At 59.7% G+C, this 21,249-nt stretch carries 20 protein-coding genes, 2 tRNA genes and 1 pseudogene; 9 read left to right on the forward strand and 14 right to left on the reverse strand.

What is annotated here, in order from left to right; genetic code table 11:
• Positions 1-14 precede the first annotated feature (14 nt).
• Positions 15-224, forward strand: a complete 210-nt coding sequence (locus tag AB0323_RS13250; protein WP_364537897.1) for a hypothetical protein — start codon at positions 15-17, stop codon at positions 222-224.
• A gap of 104 nt (positions 225-328) precedes the next feature.
• A complete protein-coding gene (locus tag AB0323_RS13255; RefSeq protein WP_366177735.1) occupies positions 329-1,126 on the forward strand; it encodes an HNH endonuclease family protein in 798 nt (265 codons plus the stop codon).
• Positions 1,127-1,153: 27 nt separating this feature from the next.
• On the opposite strand, the gene AB0323_RS13260 is transcribed toward AB0323_RS13255, so the two are convergent.
• From AB0323_RS13260 to orn, 4 genes are all read right to left on the reverse strand, one after another.
• Complete coding sequence (locus tag AB0323_RS13260; RefSeq protein WP_366177736.1) at positions 1,154-2,005, reverse strand: acyltransferase domain-containing protein; 852 nt, start codon at positions 2,003-2,005, stop codon at positions 1,154-1,156.
• 3 nt (positions 2,006-2,008) lie between these two features.
• The gene (gene def, locus AB0323_RS13265; protein ID WP_364537891.1) at positions 2,009-2,581 is read right to left on the reverse strand and encodes a peptide deformylase; all 573 of its coding nucleotides are present in this window, start codon (positions 2,579-2,581) and stop codon (positions 2,009-2,011) included.
• A gap of 124 nt (positions 2,582-2,705) precedes the next feature.
• A tRNA-His gene (locus AB0323_RS13270) sits at positions 2,706-2,778 on the reverse strand.
• A 130-nt stretch (positions 2,779-2,908) separates the two neighbouring features.
• Positions 2,909-3,535, reverse strand: coding sequence for an oligoribonuclease (gene orn / locus AB0323_RS13275; protein ID WP_366177737.1), 627 nt, complete (start codon positions 3,533-3,535; stop codon positions 2,909-2,911).
• Positions 3,536-3,650: 115 nt separating this feature from the next.
• Here orn and mptB (AB0323_RS13280) point away from each other — a divergent pair, with 115 nt between their 5' ends.
• Positions 3,651-5,312: a polyprenol phosphomannose-dependent alpha 1,6 mannosyltransferase MptB gene (mptB, locus tag AB0323_RS13280; RefSeq protein ID WP_366177738.1), complete on the forward strand. Its 1,662-nt coding sequence runs from the start codon at positions 3,651-3,653 to the stop codon at positions 5,310-5,312.
• Here mptB (AB0323_RS13280) and AB0323_RS13285 read toward each other — a convergent pair.
• Positions 5,296-6,549, reverse strand: coding sequence for a glycosyltransferase 87 family protein (locus AB0323_RS13285; protein ID WP_366177739.1), 1,254 nt, complete (start codon positions 6,547-6,549; stop codon positions 5,296-5,298). The genes mptB (AB0323_RS13280) and AB0323_RS13285 overlap by 17 nt on opposite strands.
• 34 nt (positions 6,550-6,583) lie before the next feature.
• Positions 6,584-7,897 (reverse strand): glycosyltransferase family 87 protein, encoded by a 1,314-nt coding sequence (locus AB0323_RS13290; RefSeq protein WP_366177802.1) that lies wholly within the window; start codon positions 7,895-7,897, stop codon positions 6,584-6,586.
• Positions 7,898-8,206: 309 nt separating this feature from the next.
• Between AB0323_RS13290 and mptB (AB0323_RS13295) the strand changes: the two genes are divergently transcribed.
• The gene (gene mptB, locus AB0323_RS13295; protein WP_366177740.1) at positions 8,207-9,721 is read left to right on the forward strand and encodes a polyprenol phosphomannose-dependent alpha 1,6 mannosyltransferase MptB; all 1,515 of its coding nucleotides are present in this window, start codon (positions 8,207-8,209) and stop codon (positions 9,719-9,721) included.
• 7 nt (positions 9,722-9,728) lie between these two features.
• Here the strand turns inward: mptB (AB0323_RS13295) and AB0323_RS13300 are convergent, their stop codons facing one another.
• A complete protein-coding gene (locus tag AB0323_RS13300; RefSeq protein ID WP_366177741.1) occupies positions 9,729-9,899 on the reverse strand; it encodes a DNA alkylation repair protein in 171 nt (56 codons plus the stop codon).
• A gap of 135 nt (positions 9,900-10,034) precedes the next feature.
• Between AB0323_RS13300 and map the strand changes: the two genes are divergently transcribed.
• Entirely contained in the window at positions 10,035-10,802 is a 768-nt protein-coding gene (gene map, locus AB0323_RS13305) for a type I methionyl aminopeptidase (RefSeq protein ID WP_366177742.1), read from the forward strand.
• A gap of 35 nt (positions 10,803-10,837) precedes the next feature.
• On the opposite strand, the gene AB0323_RS13310 is transcribed toward map, so the two are convergent.
• A complete protein-coding gene (locus tag AB0323_RS13310; RefSeq protein ID WP_366177743.1) occupies positions 10,838-11,422 on the reverse strand; it encodes a GNAT family N-acetyltransferase in 585 nt (194 codons plus the stop codon).
• A 657-nt stretch (positions 11,423-12,079) separates the two neighbouring features.
• A tRNA-Arg gene (locus AB0323_RS13315) sits at positions 12,080-12,152 on the reverse strand.
• A gap of 218 nt (positions 12,153-12,370) precedes the next feature.
• Here AB0323_RS13315 and AB0323_RS13320 point away from each other — a divergent pair.
• Positions 12,371-12,523, forward strand: a pseudogene (locus tag AB0323_RS13320) (single-stranded DNA-binding protein); the annotation flags it as partial.
• A 1,362-nt stretch (positions 12,524-13,885) separates the two neighbouring features.
• Here the strand turns inward: AB0323_RS13320 and AB0323_RS13325 are convergent.
• Entirely contained in the window at positions 13,886-14,353 is a 468-nt protein-coding gene (locus tag AB0323_RS13325) for a hypothetical protein (protein WP_366177744.1), read from the reverse strand.
• A gap of 405 nt (positions 14,354-14,758) precedes the next feature.
• Here AB0323_RS13325 and AB0323_RS13330 point away from each other — a divergent pair, with 405 nt between their 5' ends.
• Positions 14,759-15,232 (forward strand): hypothetical protein, encoded by a 474-nt coding sequence (locus AB0323_RS13330; RefSeq protein WP_366177745.1) that lies wholly within the window; start codon positions 14,759-14,761, stop codon positions 15,230-15,232.
• A 146-nt stretch (positions 15,233-15,378) separates the two neighbouring features.
• Here the strand turns inward: AB0323_RS13330 and AB0323_RS13335 are convergent, their stop codons facing one another.
• From AB0323_RS13335 to AB0323_RS13350, 4 genes are all read right to left on the reverse strand, one after another.
• Positions 15,379-16,293 (reverse strand): DUF2971 domain-containing protein, encoded by a 915-nt coding sequence (locus AB0323_RS13335; RefSeq protein WP_366177803.1) that lies wholly within the window; start codon positions 16,291-16,293, stop codon positions 15,379-15,381.
• Between the two features lie 241 nt (positions 16,294-16,534).
• Complete coding sequence (locus tag AB0323_RS13340) at positions 16,535-17,101, reverse strand: hypothetical protein (RefSeq protein ID WP_366177746.1); 567 nt, start codon at positions 17,099-17,101, stop codon at positions 16,535-16,537.
• An 18-nt stretch (positions 17,102-17,119) separates the two neighbouring features.
• Complete coding sequence (locus tag AB0323_RS13345) at positions 17,120-17,698, reverse strand: hypothetical protein (RefSeq protein WP_366177747.1); 579 nt, start codon at positions 17,696-17,698, stop codon at positions 17,120-17,122.
• Between the two features lie 73 nt (positions 17,699-17,771).
• Positions 17,772-18,482 (reverse strand): hypothetical protein, encoded by a 711-nt coding sequence (locus tag AB0323_RS13350; protein WP_366177748.1) that lies wholly within the window; start codon positions 18,480-18,482, stop codon positions 17,772-17,774.
• Between the two features lie 291 nt (positions 18,483-18,773).
• Between AB0323_RS13350 and AB0323_RS13355 the strand changes: the two genes are divergently transcribed.
• Together AB0323_RS13355 and AB0323_RS13360 are read left to right on the forward strand one after the other, a co-directional pair.
• Entirely contained in the window at positions 18,774-19,973 is a 1,200-nt protein-coding gene (locus AB0323_RS13355; protein ID WP_366177749.1) for a hypothetical protein, read from the forward strand.
• A gap of 170 nt (positions 19,974-20,143) precedes the next feature.
• Positions 20,144-20,695, forward strand: coding sequence for a recombinase family protein (locus AB0323_RS13360; protein WP_366177750.1), 552 nt, complete (start codon positions 20,144-20,146; stop codon positions 20,693-20,695).
• Positions 20,696-21,249: the final 554 nt, after the last annotated feature.

Here is a 21,249-nt window from a genome sequence, read left to right on the forward strand (position 1 = left end):
ACCAGAATGGACGCATGGAAAGCGAAAAGATTCTGGAACATGAAACAACCCTGGAGCACGCACTGGACGTGGCGCGCGCCAACCTTAAGGAAGCCCAGCGCCTGCTTGACGAAGCCAAAGCCGCACACGCAGCGGGTGACATCTCCGAGGACCGGGTCATCCAGTTGGGGTCTCTTTTGGAGTTGGCGGCCGAAGACCTGAAACGCGTCACCAAGGAGCAGTAAGCCCGGCGCCCCGACTTCCCCTCCACACTGTGGATATCGGCATCGGCCACCTGACCCTCATCTAGTCTCAAGGGACGTCATCCTCCCCGAAAGGACACAATCCCTTGAGCACCACCTGGGCCGCCTATCGACGCGCCCGCCGCCAGTCCCTGCAGGCCTGGGTGCTGGTGATTCTCATCATCGCGGGTGGACTCGCCGGCATCGGATGGTTCTTCACCGACGGACAGTTCGCAGTTGGCCAGGACCCGGTCAATGGGCCAACGGAAGCTCCGGTCTTCGACCCGGACTGGATGAAGCCGGTGGAAGCTGTTCAGCCGGTGCCCGTCGGTTCGGCCGTTGATGCCTTGGAGGCGCTTCCCGTGAAGGGGCGGGCAGGCAAGGACAACTACGACCGCAACGAATTCGGCCAGGCGTGGCTCGACGTCGACCGAAACGGCTGCGATACAAGGAACGACATCCTGAGGCGGGATCTTACGGCGTCGGAGTTCACCGCAGGCTCCAAATGCAGGATCGCTTCCGGGGAGCTACGTGAGCCCTACGTCGGGCAGGACATCCATTTCCGCAGGGGCGCCGAAAGCAGCTCAGCCGTGCAGATCGACCACGTGGTGGCTCTCGGGGACGCCTGGCAGAAAGGCGCCCAGCAGCTCACCGCCAAACAGCGCCAAAGCCTCGCCAACGACCCCCTCAACCTCATTGCCGTTGACGGTCCCGCCAACGTGAAGAAAGGCGCGAGCGACGCCGCGAGCTGGCTCCCTGCCAACAAGGGCTTTCGCTGCCATTACGTAGCCCGTCAGGTTTCCGTCAAAGCCGCGTACAGGCTCTGGGTCACCCAGGGGGAGAAAGACGCCATAAGGCGCGTCCTGGACTCGTGCCCCGGTCAGCGGACCATCAGGGCGAAGTAACCGTCCGAGGGCGCGGGGGCGGCCGCGTCAGGCCTGGTTGCCCGGCGCCGGGGGAAGCACCAAGTGGCCGTGTCCAAGTTGCCAGACCCCGCCGTCGTCGATCCGTTCCAGCACCACCCGCTGAAGCGAGGTCTCGCGGGGGAGCCGATCGAGGTTTGCCAAGCCGCGCTGCCGGAAGGTGAAGTAGACGGCGTCGGCCGGAGCGTCTGAACAGCGGTCAAGGGTGAACCGGCGGGCAAAAGCAGCGATGTTGCTGTCCGGAAGTTTCCGGGCCAGATAGGGATCCAACATCCAGGAGTCGCAGCTCGCCACGGTGACCGCCTTGTCCGGGAAGTATCGCCCGAAGAACTCCCTGGCCTGGCTGAAGCTTGTGTCCACGAGGGCAGGGGAGAGGCCACCATCCTCGGGGATGTGGACACCCAGCACCCAAGAGTCTCCAACGGCGGCTGGTCCTCCCGCGTCGCCGCGCACAAGGTGGAATTGCAAGCGGCCGATCCGGAAGATGTTTCCGGCCATGTGGAGGGTCAGCCACGCCCACGTGTCCAAGCCGAACCGTCCATGGACCCGTCGGTTGATACGAAGGTTCAGTCCTACGTCGGCCAGGATCGCGGCGGAGGACTCCGGCGGGATGCCGAGGGAAAGATGATGGCGGTGGACTACCGGCGCGACGCGCAGGAGCGCTTCGATCCAGTCCGTTTCCGTGCAGCCATCGGCGGATGCAGACTTGCTTGGAAAGGTGCCAATTCGGGCGTGAAGGCTGGCAAGGGCGTGTCGCGTTCCGTCTCCGGCAGGTGACGCCAACAGCGAGGCACATGCCAAAGCGTCCTCGCCGTGGATGTCGAGAAGCTCGAACAATTCGTCCTGCGCGATGCCGTTCATCGCTCAGTGTCCGAAGGGGTCCGGGTCAACACCAGGCATCCAAGTCAGCCCGGGAACTCCCCAGCCGTTCTTCTTGGCCTGCTTCATCGCTTTCTTGGCGTAGCGGTCAACAAGGCGGTCCACATAGAGCTTGCCGTCAAGGTGGTCGAACTCGTGCTGCATGACCCTCGCGAACCAGCCTGTCGCGACGAAGTCCACCGGTTGGCCGTCGCCGTCGAAGCCCTGGACGCGGGCCCATTCGGCCCTTTGCAGGGGGTAGTGTTCGCCGGGGAACGACAGGCAGCCTTCGACGTCTTCCTCCGGATCGGGTAGGGCGCCGGGGATCTTGGAGAGCGTGAGGACCGGGTTCACCAGAACGCCTTCGTCCGGTGCGTCGTCCTCGTTGGCGTATTTGAAGACGAAGATCCGCTTGCCGACCCCCACCTGGGGTGCGGCCAGCCCGACGCCGTTGGCGGCTTCGTTCGTCTCGAACATGTCGGCAATCAAGGTGCGCAGCTCGTCGTCGAACTCTTCCACCTCGCTCGCCCGCCTGTGAAGCACGGGCTCGCCCCAGATGGTGACTGGCAGGACGGTCATGTCAGGTGGTCCTCTGGTTCTCGGGTCTGGAATGGCCGAAATCGGCCGGAACAAAACAAAGGCCGCACTGGATAACCAGTACGGCCTTTGGCTGCGATCGATAAACTGCTACCAATCCCATGAGGGTGAGCGACGGGGGTTGAACCCGCGACCTCCTGGACCACAACCAGGCGCTCTGCCAACTGAGCTACGCCCACCATGAGCCTTTTATGCTTTCGGAATGACCCGTTAGCTGTGAAGGCAACGACAAAAACTATACCCCGTCTTCGGGGGTGGTTTTGCCACTTTTGGCCCTTTGGCTGAAAATTCCCGAAAAGGTGCCGCAGATCACGTGCTTTCCGGCGTCTCCGGTCCGGCTGCAATCTGCTTGGAAATCTTCTGTGCCGTTGCCGTATCCGGACCAGGGGCCGGGACGAACACGGCCTCGCGGTAGTAGCGCAGTTCGTCGATGGAGTCCCTGATGTCACCCAGGGCACGGTGACCACCGTGTTTGGCGGGCGACTGGAAATAGGCGCGGGGGAACCATCGGCGCGAGAGTTCCTTGATGGTGCTGACGTCAATGACCCGGTAGTGGAGGTGTTCGACGATGTTGGGCATGTCCCGCGCGAGGAACATCCGGTCGGTTCCGACTGAGTTGCCACCCAGCGGTGCCTTCTTCGGATCCGGTACCCACTTCTCGATGTACTCCATGACGATCGCTTCGGCTTCGGCCATGGTCTTGCCGTGCGGGAGTTCGTCCAGGAGTTTCGAGCGGGTGTGCATGTCGCGGACGAAGTCGTTCATCTGTTCAAGCGCGGCGTCTTCGGGTTTGATGACGACGTCGACCCCGTCACCCAGGATGTTGAGCTCCGAATCGGTCACCAAGGCCGCGACCTCGATCAGGGCGTCGTTTACCAGGTCGAGACCGGTCATCTCACAGTCGATCCAGACGATGCGTTCATTAGTAATAGGCACCCGCCAAGCCTACCGTTCGGGCGCGTCGGAAGGGTGTCGGAGCGCTCCATTCCACGTCTGCTGCTACCCGCGGCTGGTAAACTGGGCCGTTGTCGAGCGGTTGTTGCCTGCATCGATGAGCTGGACCAATGTACGTAGGGACTGGAATATCATGACGGCAGGCGGAACGGGCGTGGGCACCTCAAATAGCCGGGATGAGGCAAAGGAACCCGCGGCGCCGTCGGAGAAAGCCGCCGCAGGCCTCTATTCCCCGGACGCCGCGCGCATCGGCGGCGGCACCCCCGGCCAGATCAAGGCCTATGTGGCAATCTGGCAAGGATTTTTTGGATCCCTGATGATCTTCGTCGGCTCGATCGGTGCCGGCTGGATCGCCAACGGCTCGCCCATGTTCAGGCACCCCCTTGTCATCGCCCTGCGCACGGAGGGCTGGGGCGTGACGACCTCCACCATCCTGTTGACGGCCGGGGCCATGCTTTTGGTCAGGTCATGGTTGAGGCTCGGGCAAAGGCTCAAGGATTGGGGGCCTGGCTCGCTCAGGTGGGTGGTAGTCGCCGTTGCGGCGTGGGCGGCGCCCCTGATGTTTGCCGTGCCCATCTATTCGCGCGACGTGTACGCCTACACCGGCCAGGGCAGGCTGGTGCTGGAAGGCCAGAACCCCTACACCGCGGGCATTTCCTCGCTCAGCAACTGGTTTTCGCTGGGCGCTGATCCTGCCTGGGCTGAAGCCAAGACGCCGTACGGACCGTACTTCCTGTGGCTTGCCAGGTGGGTAGTGGGCATCACCGACGCCCAGCCCGATTTTTCTGTTCTCCTGTTTCGCGTTCTTGCGACTGTGGGAGTGCTGCTCTGCGTGGTGTATGTTCCCAGGCTCGCCGAATTGCACGGGATCAATCCCGGCCGCGCTCTGTGGATTGCCGTGGCCAACCCGCTCTTTCTCATCAGCTTCGTCGCCAGCGCCCACAATGATGCCCTCATGGTGGGCCTGGCGGTGGCCGGAATGTACTTCGCAGCAACCGGGCGCCACATCACCGGGCTTCTGCTGGTCACGGCTTCCATCGGCATCAAGCCGATCACGGTACTTCTCTTGCCTTTCATAGGCCTCATGTGGGCGGGTCCGGCAGCGACTTGGGCCCGCAAGTTCCTTTTCTGGGGCGCGACGGCGGGCATCAGCTTTGCCGTCCTGGCAGTGAGCGGAATTCCTTACAACCTTGGCTTTGGATGGGTCTGGGCCATCCTCGACCCGACACCCGGCTACACGGGATACTCGCCTTCGGGCTTCCTCGGCCAGCAGGTCGAAGTGATCGCCAATCTCCTCGGCCTGCCGGGATCCACCGTAGCCACTGGGCTCCGGATCCTCATGAAGTGGGCCGGAATCGGGCTGGTGGTGTTACTGATGTTCCGGGGCGACTATTCACGGCTGGTGCGGCGAGCGGCCCTGGCGTTTGCCGCCGTCGTCATGCTTTCGCCGATTATCCAGCCGTGGTACATCCTGTGGTTCATCCCGCTGCTCGCGGTCACGGGCATCAGGGACGACTGGCAGATCAAGTCCCTCTATGTCGCGGTCACGTTTTTCGTGGCCTTCGGCGCCCAGGACCAGATTTCGGTGCTGTCCTTCGTGGAACTGAACGTGAAAGTGTCCTCCCTGTCCTTCCTCGTGGCCCTGGGATTCACCGTCTACCTGATGGTGTTGGACGTTCACACGCGCAGACTGTTGATCCGTTCCACCCCTGCGCAACTGCTCCGCAGGCTTGAGCGGCGGCTCAGGCGCTCTGAATAGCGGTTCTTGCGCGGGACTTGCGGCCCAGTTCCAAGGTCCGCTGCACGGACCACCAGAGCAGGACAACCAGCAGCACGTTCCGGGTGGTGAGCACAGTTGCCATCACGGGGTTGGCATGGATCAGCGGCGTGTAGAACAACGGGTAGATCACGAACGTCGTCATGGCGATCCCCATCAGGAGGGCCGCAGGAACCCGCCAACGATTCCAGTCGTGGGTCAGGCCGGCGATAACCACCGGCGCAAGCCAGATGATGAATTGCGGCGAACCCACCTTGTTGAACACGATGAACGCGGTGGTCATCATGAGGGCGCCCTCGAGGAACAGCTCTTCCGCTTCGGCACCCCGCCGAAGCGCCCAAAGCAAAAGGGCAGAGCCGGCGACGGCGGCAAGCACCAGGAGCGGCTGCATCATGAATGCCGCCACATTGGCCCCCGGCCCGTATACCTCGGTGGAATTGATGGCGACATTGTCGGCGATTTTGGAACCGCCGATGTTGAGCACGCTCAACCAGACCCAAGGGGTCGAGAACGTCGCTTCAAGTTGCATGCCGCGCTCACCCTGGTTGGTCAAAAAGTCGAGGATATGCGGGAGGCCGCCCGAAAGGTAGGTGCCCAGTGCGACGGCCGCGGTTACGGCGGCGCCGCACGCGATGATCCGCAGCCTGCGGTGGCTCGCGATGATGATAGGCACCAGAACGGCGGCCGGCCAGACTTTGATCCACGTGGCGATGCTGAGGAGGATGCCCGCCGCCACGGGCCGCGTGGCGGCATACAGCAGCGCGACCAACACGATGGGTGCCGTGATGCCTTCCACGCGCGCGAAGCTGAGGTAGCCCATGAAAGCGGTGAAGAACAGCCACCACCAGGCAGGGGCAATGCCCGCTGTCCTGCGCGGGCCGCGGGTCAGGATGAACAAGCCGGCGGCATTGAGCGCGGTGATGATCAACGTCCACACCAGCAGGTATGGGCCCGGGCCTGCGATGTTGGCCAGGAAGATCGGAATCTGGGCGAGCACCGGGTATACCCAGGGGCTGATGGCTCCGTGGAGATCCGCGGGGTTGTAGCCGGCCATGGCCCACTGGCGGTACTGCTCAGTATCGCTGAACGTGTTTCCGGACAGGAAGAAACTTGCCATCCAGCCGAGGAAGTACACATGGATGGCGGCGAAACCCCACCAAACGCTTGAGGGACGGCCGAACCAGGCGACGGCGGCAGGCGGCAGGACGGCGTCGCGCACGCGGGCCAGCCCGTCAAAGAATCGAACGGAAATCTCAGGACTCCTTGGCAGCGGCGGCCGGTTCGTTGGCCGGGATCTTCTTGCCCAAAAGGTACAAGCGGCGTACGGACCAGCAGAACAGGACCACCAGCAGGACATTGCGCACCGTCAACACCAGCGCCATCCAAGGGTTGTTGTGGCTGAGTGCGTCATAGAAGAGGGGGTAGATGAAGTATGTCGCCACCCCGATGGCGATCAGCATCGCCGCAGGAACCCGCCATTCGTTCCAGCTGTGGGCAAGCCCGACGGCGACAGCTGGCGCCAGCCACACCATGAACTGGGGTGAGCCGACCTTGTTGAATACGACGAAAGCCGTGGCCATGGTCAGGGATCCAGCCAGCAAGAGTTCGGTGCGGTCCGCCCCGCCGGTTCGCTTGCCGTTGTGCAGTGCCCAGAAGGTCAGGGCGGCAACCAGGATGGCGGCCAGGACAAGAAGGGGCTGCATAAGGAACGACATGAAGGCCGTGCCGGGGCCATCCACCTGCATCGAGTTGATGTCGGTGTTCATGTACATTCTCGAGTCACCCACATGGAGGACCGAGAGCCACAACCATGGAGTGGTGAAGGTGGCTTCCAACTGCATGCCACGATCGCCCTGCTGGGTCAGGAAGTTAAAGAGCTTCGGCAGCTGACCTACGGCAGCCGTGAGGGCGATGACTAAGACGCTGGTGAGAACTCCGGCAGCCACCACTTTGGTTCTCTGCTTGACCACGGTGAACAGGGAGAGCATGACGGCGGCCGGCCAGACCTTCATCCAGGTGGCAATGCTCAGGAGGGTCGAGGCAACGAAAGGGTTCGAGACCCCGTACGCCAAGGCGATCAGCACGATGGGGGCAGTCAATCCGTCCACCCGGGCGAATCCGAGCCAACCCATGATGAAGACGAAGACCAGCCACCACCAGCCCGCCGGGATAGCCTCGCGACGGCGGCCCCGTCCCGTGAGCTTGGCGAGGGCTGCTCCGTTGAGCAGGGTGATCATGAGCACCCAGAGAAAGAAGAACGGGCCGGGTCCGGCCACGCCCGCGAGGGCCATGGGCACCAAGGCCAGGACGGGGTAGACCCACGGGCTGGGCCCGCTGCTGAGGTTCTCATCCCGGAAACCGGCAGAGGTCCACTCCCGATAGATGAAAGTGTCGCTGAAGGCCTCGCCACGCAGCGAAAGAATCAGGGCGAACACGAGGAAGACCAAGTGCACGACGCAGAAGCCTACAAACAGGCCCTTGGGAGAATTGAGCCTTGCCTCCACCGAAGACGGAAGAACACGATGCCGGAACCGTGTGAGCGCGCTGAAGAATGAGTCCGTGGAAATGGGAGGATCCTTGTCAGGTAGTTATCGTCACAGGGTGCCGTAAGAGCCCCATCCATCCTATCTCAGGCCACTTTCGCGGCCGGACCCACGGGCCGGTTGGCCCCGGGAAGCCAGGGGCGGCGATGCTACAGTTGCACTAATCCATGGCAGCCGGCAGTGCCACTTTGGCCCGGATGCGGCAGGGAACCGGACAGGATTTGTTTGATGGTGACGTCGAAGTTTCGTGAGCGTGAGGTGGGGAGTTCGTTGGCTCATCCAGAGGCGCTTGGCGATTCCAACGCCCCGGTACACGGCACTGTAATAGCGAAAGTGGCACGGAAGGCGATCCTGCAAGGCTTCGTCGGTTCGCTGCTCATGGTGGCAGGGTCGGTCGGGGTCGGCTGGCTGGCCAGTAGCAGCGCCTTGATCCGGACCCCCGTCTTCATCACGGCCAGGACGTCTCCGGTTGGCGTGATCCTCTGCACCGTAATGCTCTGCCTCGGGGCACTCCTGCTCCTGCGCTCCTGGCTTCGCATTGCCCAGCGGATCGGCGGTTGGAACCCGTCGTCGCGCCCTGTCCTTCGGCGCGCATTGTGGATGTGGGCAGTCCCGATGATGTTCAGCTTGCCGTTGTTCAGCAGGGACGCATATGCCTACATCGGCCAGGGCCGTCTCATGGAGCAGGGACTGAATCCGTACACCAACGGCATCTCAGCCCTGAGTAACTACTTTTCGCTCGGACCGGACAAATTGTGGACCGAAGCACCGACGCCATACGGTCCGCTGTGGCTCTGGATCGAACAGGGCGCCGTGTGGGTGAGCGCCAGTGTCCCCGAGCTTGCACTGATTCCCTTCCGCCTGGCTGCCCTCGCCGGGGTCATGCTGCTCGCGGTCTACGTTCCCCGCTTGGCCGCGCTCCACGGCGTGAACCCGGAGCGGGCGCTCTGGCTTGGGGTCCTCAACCCGGTTCTCCTGATCAATTTCATCGCCAGCGCGCACAACGACTCCCTGATGTTGGGACTGGTTGTTGCCGGATTGTACTTCGCCTCCGTCAAACGGCCCGTGCTTGGAATCGTGCTGATCACGGCCTCGATCGCCATCAAGCCGATTACTTTGATTGCCTTGCCTTTTGCCGGGCTGCTGTGGGCCGGTGCCCGTGCCGGCTGGGGCCGCAGAATGCTCTGCTGGTCGGCGACGTTGGGTTTGTCCCTGGGACTGCTGGCAGCCGCAGGATTGGTGAACGGCCTGGGGTTTGGCTGGCTTGGCGCCCTCCAGACTCCCGGCGCCGTCTGGATCTGGTACGCGCCGGTGGGGTTGCTGGGACATATGGCGGGATTCGTGGTCGGGCTTTTCGGGGGTCCCGGCGTTCCCGTGACGGATGTTATCCAGACCATTGGAACAGCGGTCTCAGCGCTTGCCATCGTGTGGCTCGCCGTACGGACGCCTGGCCGCGGAATCGGAATGCCCGAGCCCATCGAGGACGCAACAGAGTTCAACAAGACCGTGCTTCGCCGGATGGCTTGGGCCTTCGCCGCGGTCGTCGTCCTGGCGCCGGTGATCCAGCCTTGGTACATGGTGTGGCTGCTGGTGTTCTTTACCGTGACGGGCATTGCGGACGGCGCCCAGCTTCGGACCGTGTTCTATTTGACGGCGTTCTTCACCCTTATCGCCCTGACGGACCAATTGAGTGTCTTCCCGTGGATCCCCATTGAGGTGGTGCGCGGAGTGGCCATCGCCATCGCGGTCTCCTTCATCGCCTACCTGGTGTTCTTTGACAAGAAAACCCACGTGCTGTTCCGCCCACGGCGCGGAACTTTGAAACTCAAGCTCAAACCGAAGTCCTGAACCGGATTCACCCGAGGTGTTTCATAGCGGTCGCGAGGACCATGCGGCGGACTGCGGGGACCCTGACACCGAGGTAAGGCATGGCTGATTTCATGTACGCCTGTGCCGCTTTCGCACGGTCTGGATCTGCCTCTGCCTGCAGGCGTTCGCGGATGATGGCGATTCGTCGGTGTTCCATACGGGGACTTTAGGACACTTCTGCGCCAGGCCGGACCCGCGGCCAGGTTGACTGCGATGGCGGCGCCCATAGAGTGGGTGGAAGAGTTCGTCCGGCGGCCGGTCCGGCCCTGGTTCCCCATGCTTGGAGGCCTCAGTGTCTATGGTGAAGACCCCAGAAGAGATTGCGCTCATGCGCGAAGCCGGAAGAGTGGTTGCCAACACACTTTCGGCGGTTCGTGCGCACGCCGGGGTTGGCGTGTCCCTCAAGGAACTCGACGAGGTGGCGGCCGCTTTCATGGGGGCCGCCGGAGCCAAGCCCGCGTTCCTGAATTACCGTCCGCGGTGGGCGTCCACGCCCTTTTCAGGGGTCATTTGCACGAGCGTCAATGACGCCGTGGTCCACGGCATTCCGGACGGATATGTGTTGCAGGACGGCGATCTGTTGAGCGTCGATTGCGGGGCATTCGTAGATGGTTGGTGCGGGGACGCGGCAGTCAGTTTCATTGTGGGCACCGTGGATCCGGTGGACCAGGAATTGATCGATGCCACGGACGCTGCCCTCGCCCGCGGAATCGAGGCCGCCAGGATTGGAAACAAGATGGGCGACCTCGCGTACGCCATTGGCGGAGAAGCCAAGCGCAGCGGCTACGGGATCCTTGCAGATCACGGCGGGCATGGCATTGGCCGGACCATGCACGCCGAGCCGAGCGTGCCGAACCTCGGGCGGCCGGGCCGTGGCGTGAAGCTCGTTGAGGGCCTCGTGATCGCTATCGAGCCGATGTTGATCCTGGGCGGCAGCGACGACTACTACCACGACGACGACCAGTGGACCCTGCGCTCCGCCAACGGCCGCCGTGCGGCGCACAGCGAACACACCGTGGCGATCACTGCAGAGGGCCCGGTTGTGTTGACGCTGCCTTAGCTGGGTTGTTCCGCCGGCTTACGCGGCTTGGAAAATCAGCGCCGCAGGCGCATGACCGCCCTTCCGGACACCGCTGTGGAAACCGTAAAGAAGCCAGCCGCCTCGAACAACTTCACAGTTCCTTGGTAAAGATCGGCCGGTCCGGCCTTGGGCCGCAGCGAGGGATCCACGGGGTAGCCTTCCACGATTTCGGCGCCATGCGCGAAGGCATGCCCGACGGCGGCCTCCAGCAATGCGGCGGCCACCCCGCTCCGGCGATGGCCGGGAGAAACCACGAGACAGCTCACCGACCAAACTCCCGTGCCTTCCTGGGCACCTGCTCCCGCGGTCTTGAGGATCTGGGATCGTTCGATGCGCGGATAGCACTGGCGCGGCTCCACGGCGCACCAGCCCACCGCTTCGTCGCCCCGGAATGCCAGGACGCCGGGTTCGGGGCCGTCGTCGAATTTGGCTTTGAGCTGTTCCTTTCGCTCATCTGGGGGAGTGGTCTTCCAATCCTGGCCGGTGAGGGCGAACCACCGGCACCAACAGCGCGAGGGCTCGCCACGGACGCCGAAGAGCCTTTCGACGTCCGGCCAGCTTGCGGGGCCCGTGGTGATGGCTGCGTAGTTGTGGCTCACGCAACCAGCCTAGAACGCAGCGAGGGCCAACGCCCGGGTTGCGGTGGCGGGTGTAACCCCATCCCGGGGCGGACGGTTAGCGGCTTGCCGTTGCCTCGTCTCACCTAATAGCGCGTGGGGTCAGTGACTAGGTCGACCCCGTCCGGAGGGACGGCCCCGAGCCCATCCGGTCGGCTGAGTGATCCCGCCTTGGGCTTAGCCGCCCGCCCGGTTCCGGCGTCGCGTTCGCGGTGTTTGGCAAACCGTTTGCGATTTTTGAGCGCGGGGGGTCGCCGCCCGAAGATCAAAACAAGTGCTACGAGTGCCGCGCCCGTCAGCACCGCAATGACCCAGATCCATTGTTGTCCGTCCAAGTTCTTCACCAATCTCAGGTCGTCGATTGTCTGTGCTCAGTCGTGGCAGTCCGGCCTGTCCGGCTCGGAACGGATACTCAGCGAAACATTAGATTGGCTCGTAATCACCGTCGCGAGTGGTCCATACCCGACTTTTGAGCCTCTTGCGCTGCTGTCGTTAATCAAGCAGGCTCCAGTCCGCAGGCTTTATGGACTTTCGGTACGGGGGAAACGATTCTGGCGGATAAACGGGATGCGATGCATCCGAAGGCAAGAGAAGAGCGGCTCTGGACTACGTTTCCGCAGGTCAGAGCCGCTCTTTGAGTGCCCCGGGAGGGAATCGAACCCCCGACCAAGAGATTAGAAGGCTCCTGCTCTATCCTCTGAGCTACCGAGGCAGGCGACGCACGCACAGCACATGGCTGAGGTGCCACCAAGAGTTTACATTGCGGCGGCTGCCTGTGCAGTCAGCTCGCCTTCGACCGTGACTCTCCCCCCACAGGCGGCCATTGGGTCTGGGTATCCACATACGCGAAGTGGATACTGCCGCGGATCTACGCGGCACGTGAAGCTGAAAGGGCCAGACAGGCAGCTCAACTCACGTTAGGACAAGACCATGAACGACATCATCACTGTCCGGGGCTTCGTTGCCACGGAACCCAAAAGTTCCACTACCCCGGGCGGAACGGGGACGGCCTCCTTCCGGCTGGGCTCCACCGCCCGCAGGTTCGACCGCGCGAACGATGCCTGGGTGGATGGCAACACCAATTGAGTAGTAGTCTAATAAGACCTTTTCAGTTGTTGGGTATGTATCCCAAACAAAAATCCCGTCCGGAATGGGATGGGATCTTGGTGTGCTGGAATGGTCTTCAGCTAGTCCTTGATTTGCGTCTTGATCGGCGGCCACAAAGCGGTTGCGGTCCATTCGAATACGTGCTCGCTCGCGTGGAAACCGGTCGCGCTAGCGTCTCGCGAAATTAGGCAAAAAAGTTCGCTAGGATACACAGTTGTTCATTCTGGACGACGCCAGTCGAAGCCTGTCGGCGGTCGCTTCGTACCTGGTTATCTTTAAGCGCGCTCGGCCAACCAAAGCACTCGATCCCGCCCTGGTGGCTGAAAGCCCTTGGAGGGAGCGGGAAAGCGTCTAGGTACTTTGAACCTGAACGACAGCCCCGAGGGCGCTATTGGGTCAGCTGAGCCTTCCGAAGCTCACGCTGGATACTGCGCGGCCCACCCAATCGGCAACAGTTGTACTCGGTCCGTCGGAGTTCATTTCTGCTGCCGTTTTTGCTGGAGGGCACAACTCGGTTTGACGGGTTGCTCTGAGCACTTTGCCTTCACTCTGGGGCCTTGCGTGAGTGGGAGGCGCGCCTTGAGGACAGCCGACATCACCTCGGCGTGGAATCGAACGGTGGCCCTTCGAGCCTCGGGGGGCGACGATCGCATGCACCTCTTCGATGAAGACCTATAGGGGTGAGCACCCTTAGGTTTTCTTGGGCGGGCTGTGGCACGGATGGCCACAAAGCCGGTTAGTCCGACTTCGACGGTGATGCCAGCTAGCCTGATGGGGTGATAGCGACTTTATTCAGTCACCTTGTGGCGTGGTTTGGTTCCCATTCAATCCCTTTAATCTCGGCGGCATTTGGGTGGCTCAGGCGGCGCCTGAGTAGCATCCTTGCCACCAACAGCGCCGGCAGGCGGAGCGTAGCCGATGCCAGACAGAAAGATCTCGACGAATTTACGCAGGCCTACAGGGACGTCGTGACCACGGAGAACGGCCTGTCGGATAAGTCGCCGTACGACTTACTGGGCCGAGGCGAGCTTCGGACGACGCTCGCCCTTTTAGGCGCCTCTCCGGCGAGCGATTCGATTATCCGGCAGGCGGCTGACAAATGCGCTGAGGTAGCCGACTTAACGCGCGCTGAGCGCAAGCCAAGTTTCGTCCTCCTGGCGGAGAAGTATCAGGCCCGCCTCGATGTTCTGCGCCGGGAGATAGATAGTCTCCGGGGTGTGAAGAGCAAGACCATTCCGGGGGCCTGAGCATCTCGGAGACCGGCAATAGTGGCCCCAAACGTACACGCCGTTGTATATAGCGCCACCAAGTCGCCAGATGACTGGCAGTCCCAAAAGGTCAGTCGATGTTTAGGTCCCGAGCCATCAATTCAGCAAGATGCGTTCGACTTTGATGCAATTTTTCGGATGCGGATTTGAATTCTGGAGTTTGCACCGTCGCCGGGGAGATATGTTCCAGATACTCTGTGAGGGCTTGGCGACGGTCACGATGACTCTTCGTTGCTTCCCGGACGGCTTCCGAGCTGATCAGACGCAGTCGGGAGCCTCCTAATTCATCCGTGGCTTCCATAAGCTCTACGGGCTTCGACACCCCACCAACCACGCGCTCCAGAAGTAAGTCAACACGTCTGATGGTTTCTAAGTATTCGCTGTAGGTCTCGATTTTCTCGTTGCGAAGCCACTGCTCATGCTCTGTGGTCTTGCCTAACCTAGACCCTAGCCAGCTTCCGAGGAGAGCGAGACTGCCAGTGGCAATGGGTACGACTAGCAACCACCACCATTGTCCCTGTTTGATCAATTCATCCATGCGCCCAACATACACAGTGGCCACGACCCCAAGGGATTAGTCGAGATTGGGGAAGGCTACTTGGCGGTCCTGAGACGCTCGGCAGGCCGTTCGCTGTAATTTCGCTTGCTCGATGAAGCACTTTCTCCGGTTCTGAACGATGTGCTCCAAATGCAGTTGCGGTTGTTTCAGATTGAGCGCGACAGTTCCCGGGTGGCGGTGGCCTGGCTCCTTGGCAGATTTTGGCAAAAAGTACTCAGCATACACAGTTGTCAACTGCGGTTGTACGACTCCAGCAGCGACCTTCGCGACGCTCGGACAGCCATGGGCGTTCTGAACTTTTGAGACAATCGGCTGAGTCTCAATTCTATTGAGCAATTCTTACCTCGTTTTGTTTCTACCCCATCGCCAACATAGGCTCTGGCCATGTCGAATGAAAATGCACCCGACCCCCGTAGCGATGAAGCGCTTCCAGCGAAGGTGGCTATTCCCGCTCCAGTTCAGAACCCTCTGCCCAACAGCTGGCCTGTTGCAAGGGACCTCGAAAAGCTGGTCAACGCTGAGGTAAAAACGAGCTTGATCCGTGAATTTGGCGACTGGCCCTACTACGACCGGCTTGAGCATCTCTCAATTGTCAGGACTTACGATCACGCGTCGAGGCAGAAAGTTGTTCCCGTACTTACCACATTGCTCACGTTCGCCCTCGGAGGGTTGACGACGTCGGCAGTCGCGCTTGGCGCTGAATTTATCGTCTTGCCCCTCGGTTTTGCTCTCGTTTCCACTGTCGCAATCTCTATCGTGGGCAAGAAAGAGGCGAAGCGAGAGTCCAAGTATGCTGCTTGGACGAAGGCGCTTGAAGACATACACAACTTAAAAGCCAAGTCGGATGGGCCTGCATGACAAGCCTTGAGTGATAGCGAGAAGGCCCTGGACTTCCCCGAAGTCGGGGCCTTCTCGCCCTGCCCGTGAACATTTGCGCACTTATGTCAGAACCGATGAGGCCCGTGCGGCGCATTCCACATAGCCAGGATCGAAGAGAGTACCAATTATTCGCCTACACTCGTGGAACTGCTTGAATCTGCAGCACCTTGGTCCGCCGGGCCCAGTGCGCGCCCGGCTCTTGTATTACGCAAGACGTTTGAGTCCCGTAATGATTTGAGTCTAGCCGCGAAGCTCTCGTGTGGTGCGCCCACCCGGGGGTGTAGAAGGACAGATTCGTCAGACATTTCGAGGGGCGCACTAGTAAGGCGGCGCTTGCTGTACTTCACCCTTTCAACAGCGACTCCTGGATACTGCTGCAACACGGCTCTAAGAGCAGGCAATTTAGTTTTCGGAAACGCGTCGCCCACAAATACTCTGGTAAGGGCCTTCTTGATATCCAGATATTCAGGCAACACCGTCTCACTCATCAGTACCATTCGGTACTCTGCTTCATTCGACCAGTCCCTATTCTTGGAAAAGAACACCGATTCCCGGTGCAGTAAGGCAAATTCATGTGCTACCGCGTCCACCCCATACTGTTCAACCCATCCAGTGTGAACTCCCGCCAAGATAGTGCCGGACGTGGTGCCACGGTAGCTGACGGGTCCATGAAGGCTTCCCCGGTGCGCTTGGCCGACACGGTCAAGGGCTTCTACAAGCCGGACCTTATCGAAGCGTAAACACATTCCCGTGTGACCCCCGCCGTAGTGTGCCCAGAGGGACAGATGTGCCCAGCCCCTCAACTCATTAGGGTCCCCGGCGGCCTCCGGGAGGCTCCAATCCTGGGTGAGACAAGCGACCTTGGAGTGAAGTCTGATACTTCTATCTATCCCGTCCCGGACGCTAGAAGCGCGTTCTTCGTCATCCAACGCCTCCCGGGGCACCGTTAACCCGAACATGAATGGCCTGGACTCCCATAAGTCGTTGGTGGCTTCAAAGGGTGACAGCCGAAGGCGCCCTTCTGCCAAAATGTTAAACATCCCCACGTCCGACCCCGTGTAGTGGTACAGGTCCTGGGTCAGGCGTTTGGATTTGAATACGGTCAGTTCTCTGTCTTCTAAAGAATCCCTTGTCACCAAGCCAGCCTACTTCGGGTCCTCGGTACCGCACCCTGGCCGACCGGGGTGATCCATCGGCAGGATCGGTCCCCGCGAACTGCTGTAGGCGCAAGGTGCGGAACTGCGTGGTTGTGGGGTGACCAAAGATATTTAGATACCAAAGTCAGCGCCCAATGCGGCTTCGGGGGTCAACAATCTCGTTCTGGTTTTCATTCAGGCCTTCGTCTTCCGGAGATCCGGCGTCGAGGTCATGTCTCGCTGCGGTGACGAATTGGATTAGATACTCACGGAGACGCTTAGTCTGCGCGTCATAGTCCGCGAAAGTGCCGTCTTTGAGCGCACTTGCTTCGCCGGAGTTGTTCCCCCTCATCTCTGCCGCTGCGGCAAAGGCCACGGTCCGCTTGAATGCGGCATTTATGAGGCCTGCCTCTATTTCCCTTGCTAGGCGGCGCACCTCGGGGCTACCAATTAGCTTGACCATCGCGCGTTGTACAGCCAACTCATCCGGGTTTGCGGCGGCCTCGGGACTCCGGCCAGTCACCCACTGGTTCACCTTGTTGAACTGGGCGTCTGCCCCTCTAAAAAAGTTTGCGTACGCCTCCTGCTTGGCGTCCCTTAGCCACTGGCTGTGTTCTACTTGCCTGTCGCGCTTTAGCTTATACAAAGCAACAATGCCGTTGATAAGGGCTGCACCGAGTGCGCCACCAAGTAAAGGGATCCAGAAGTCCATGGGTCAAACGTACAAGCTCTACTTCTGCGCCTCTTGTATCCATGCCATCGTGGGTTCAGTTGGAGGGAGCTTCTGTTCGAGGCTCGCCTTCATCAAGACCGTTGTCACCGATGACTTTCGTCGGAGATCATCGCAGGCGGTTTCAAAATCTTCGTCGCTGAGTTCTGTACCGTTATTGATGGATTCTTCAACGAGTGTAAGAAGATCTGTCTGCGCTTGCATTGCCGCCGTCATTGAGGCGGTTACCAGTTCCGTGCCGGGAAGAAGCATCATCGCTTGGGATGATTCAGCCATGACCCTCCGGGCCTCCAAGATGGGTTCTTCATCCAGTCGGCGGGGGTTGGAAAGATGCCCATAACCTATCAGGGTGGTGAGTGAGTGCATGGCTGTGTTGTAGGTGCCGTAAACGTCTCTCTTCTCCACGCGTCGGGCTTCGTCCGTGTCGTGTGCCCTGCGGAGTTCCCACATGGCGCGCTCCGCCTCGCGTGCCGCCCTGGCGTTCTTGAGATTGATCCATCCCGTCACCCCCGAACCGAGTAGCGCGCCAAGGATGCCAGCGCCAGCAGGAACTATCATTCGAAGTGTTTCAGGATCCATAGGCACAACATACACAGAAGGCCCCGCCGCAGGCGGACGGAAGGCAAAAAGCGGGCCTCTTTAGATGTAACTTCTAGTCTTCATCGTCCTCAACTTTCTTCCTTCGGCCACGCAGCGCGCTTTCGAAGTTTCCTTCAGGCAAAGTGCGCTGAAACTCTTTGAGCCAGTTTTCGACCGGATTCGATCGGAGGTCTTTGGTTCCGTCGACCGTTCCCACAGACGGAAGGCCTAAGTCATGACGCATAACGTCTACAAGTCGGTGAACCTGCATCATGAGCAACTCGTAGCCCTTAACGGCAATGTCGTGCGGGGCTTTCAGATCTTTGTCTTTCAGATACTGCCCTAACCCCGTGATGAATTCAGGCGAATCATCTGGTTCGGGTTGGTCAAGGCGTTGCCGCACGACTTCCCGGACGACGTTGGACTCTTGGACCAGGGTTATGTATGCCTTGAATTCGTGGATGTATCGGTAAGCCTCCTCAGCAACGTCTTTGTTGGCCACGACGTGGAGTTCCCAGTAGGCCTGCATTCGGAGATTCTCTTGTTCCAGTTTGTCCGAGAACTTAGATTTCTCTAACGCAGAGTAGAAGTTCTGTGCGTTCACCTGAGCGAGTGATACAAATTTCTGGTAGGCCGTTTGCTTCTGGTTCCTCAGCCACTGCTCATGCTCGGTGATCTTGCCGAGATTGGTTCCCCACCAACTTCCAAACAGAGCAAAAACGAAGGTTGCTAAAGGAACTATCAGAAGCCACCACCACTGGCCTTGCTTGATAAATTCATCCATGCCAATAACATACAAGCCCAGTTGTCAACTGCGGCTGCATGACTCCGGCGGCGATCATCCTACGGCTCGGGGTCTTCGGGACATATGATCTAGGTGCTGGCTTTGAGCCGGCCCTAACGACCGACCACCGCTGGGGGCTATTGTGTGGACTACTTTTGGTCAGCTTCTCGATTCGTACCTCCGGCCTGTGCCCTCGGAAACCAATGAGGGTCACTACTTCGAACAGCTGATCGAGCAACACCTCAAGCGCAACGGCGTCCAGGCCCTCCAGTACAGAACGGTGAAACTCTGATGGACTCCATTTCTGGTGATGAAAAAGTAGATGGCCTTCTACATCGGATAGCTGGACTTGCCCCCAGAGAGATGCGGCACTTTTCAGCACCTGACCTGTCACTTGATGTGGAGGCCCAGCAGACACAGCAGAAATCATTAGAGCACCGCCACGTAGCGACGAGCGATCTACTTCGATTGATTCTTGTGACCGCAGGACATGGCGTGGACCTCGGACCGGCAGACAAGCGACTGTGGCAGGTCCGGTTCGCCTATAAAGGGCAGGAATGTCTCATATTCTTTGGAAAGACGGGCCTTCGACTGCGTGGGATCGTTGCGGAAAATGTGGGAACTCGGTCTGGGCTTCTCGTCGACGAGATTGATGCAATGCTCACGAAGGGAATCGCCAGTGTCATGGAGAAAGGCGTTCAGCCGCTTATCGACTTAAAGCTTCAGGCGAATGAAGCGATCGTGCTCAATCAGCACGCCCGATATCTATCAATGTTCGAGTATTTCCGCGATCTCCTCCGGGAAATGGAGTTATCGGAGTTGGAGCTCGAAGACCAGAAACCATCCAGCATGCCAACCGACATGATGATGTCCGCATTCGGGAAACTCTTCGCCACGAGGGCCAAAGAGGAGAGGCTTTCACATCTCACAATCGCAACGATCGCCGCCTACTTCAGCATGTTGGAGCACAGATTCGTGCTGATGGCCGGGTTTAGGGCAGACATTTGCAACCTCGATTTCTCGCTCACAGAGGTGTTGCGGGCTGGCTGGCGAAGGAAGTTTCAGTTTGCTTTCGGTGGACTGACCAGCGAGAAGACGGTTGGGCAATTAGATCATTTGGAGCATTTATCGCAAACTTACCGGAACCCGCTTTTGCATGGCGGCGGGGGAGGGAGCACTGATGGCTTGGTCGTGCGGTGGCTTCCGAACTTCAGATCTGTTGTGTCGGCTAAGGGGCAAATCACCGACAAGTACATGCTTTGGAGCTCTGCTATCAGCGTGAGTGAGGTGAAAGACATCCTGCTTCGAATTGACTCGCTTGAGACCTGGATGGAGGACCTACCAGGCTATGCCTGGGTGAGGGAGGGGCTCGCGGTCAACTTCGAGATGGAGTCGCTAAGGGAGTACGCCGTGCACCTGGCGGATGGAACTTTCGAACAGTTTGTTGACGTCTCCAGTCAGCAGTTTGATCGTGCATTGAATTTCGAATGAGCGGGTGGCTGGTCGACGGAGTCTCATAAACGATGGTTTATTGAGAATTTCAGCTAAGCGAATTTACTGATTAGATCGTCGCCAATTTCAGGGCAATTGACAATATCAAAACTCGTCTCATAAACTAATTATGAGTGATATCTTTTCGAGACGAGAATGTGAGGCAAATCGTGGCAGTTATTGGTTATGCCCGTGTCAGTACGCAAGATCAGAATCTTCAACTGCAGCTTGATGCGCTGAAGGGAGCTGGGGCCGTTAAGATTTTTGAGGACCAGGGAGTGAGTGGTTCAAAGGCGGAAAGGCCAGCTCTTGGAAAGTTGCTGGAGCACGTGCGCGAAGGCGATGAAGTTGTAGTTTGGAAGCTGGACCGAATCGCACGAAATACTCGGAATTTGCTTGACCTGGTAGACGAATTCAAGGCCTTGGGTGTGACCTTCCGCTCGGTGACCGACGGAATAGATACCACCGGCGCCATGGGCAAAGCGATGATCACCATCATGGGAGCCTTGGCAGAGTTGGAACGTGACCAGATTATTGAGCGGACCAAGGCAGGGTTGGCGTCGGCGAGAGAACGCGGACGCCTCGGTGGCCGACCCCGCAAAGCAACGGACGCCAAGATGTCGCTTTGCAGAACGATGTTCTCCGACGGGCATAGCGCGAATGAGATAGCCCAGCTACTTGGTCTAAGCAGGGCGACGGTCTACAGATACGTGCAGGCGTAAGTATGGGGGCAACCGTAGGGTGCGTTGATGTTGGCGGTCAGTCGCCCGTGTCTGAGCGAGCCAGGCTTGGGAATGACATCGCCCGACTCAGCCGCCGGCAGAGCCGTGTATCAAGGGTAAGTGATCTGCAAGGGCTGCGGGACGGTATTTGAGTCCCGTCAGAAGAGTCGGCTGTTTGCTGTTTTCCTTGCAAGATTGCTTTCAGTTTCGCCAAGCCGGAATTTACGTGTACCGCAAAGACAATGTTCCCTTTGAATACACGATAGGTCCGGGGCCGCAATGAACCCGGAACCCCTATGGGTGACTTCCCGGAACAGCACAAGTCGTGCCGCGCAATTTCCCTCGAAAAGGTGGGGTTGTGGCGACGGTTGAGTCCGTAACGGCCCGCTGGGTCCATTGATACAATGCCGAGTGGATCCATTCCTGCATCGGAGATATCCCGCCAGTAGAATTTAAAATCAAGCATCAACAAGCGTGTATTCTGTCATTGCAGACCGCATAACCGGAGTCTCTTTCAAACCCAGAGCGGTTCAAGTTGAGGAAGATAGAGGTCG

The sequence above is a fragment of the Arthrobacter sp. NPDC080031 genome (genome assembly GCF_040702485.1).
In the GTDB taxonomy this organism is placed as follows: domain Bacteria; phylum Actinomycetota; class Actinomycetes; order Actinomycetales; family Micrococcaceae; genus Arthrobacter.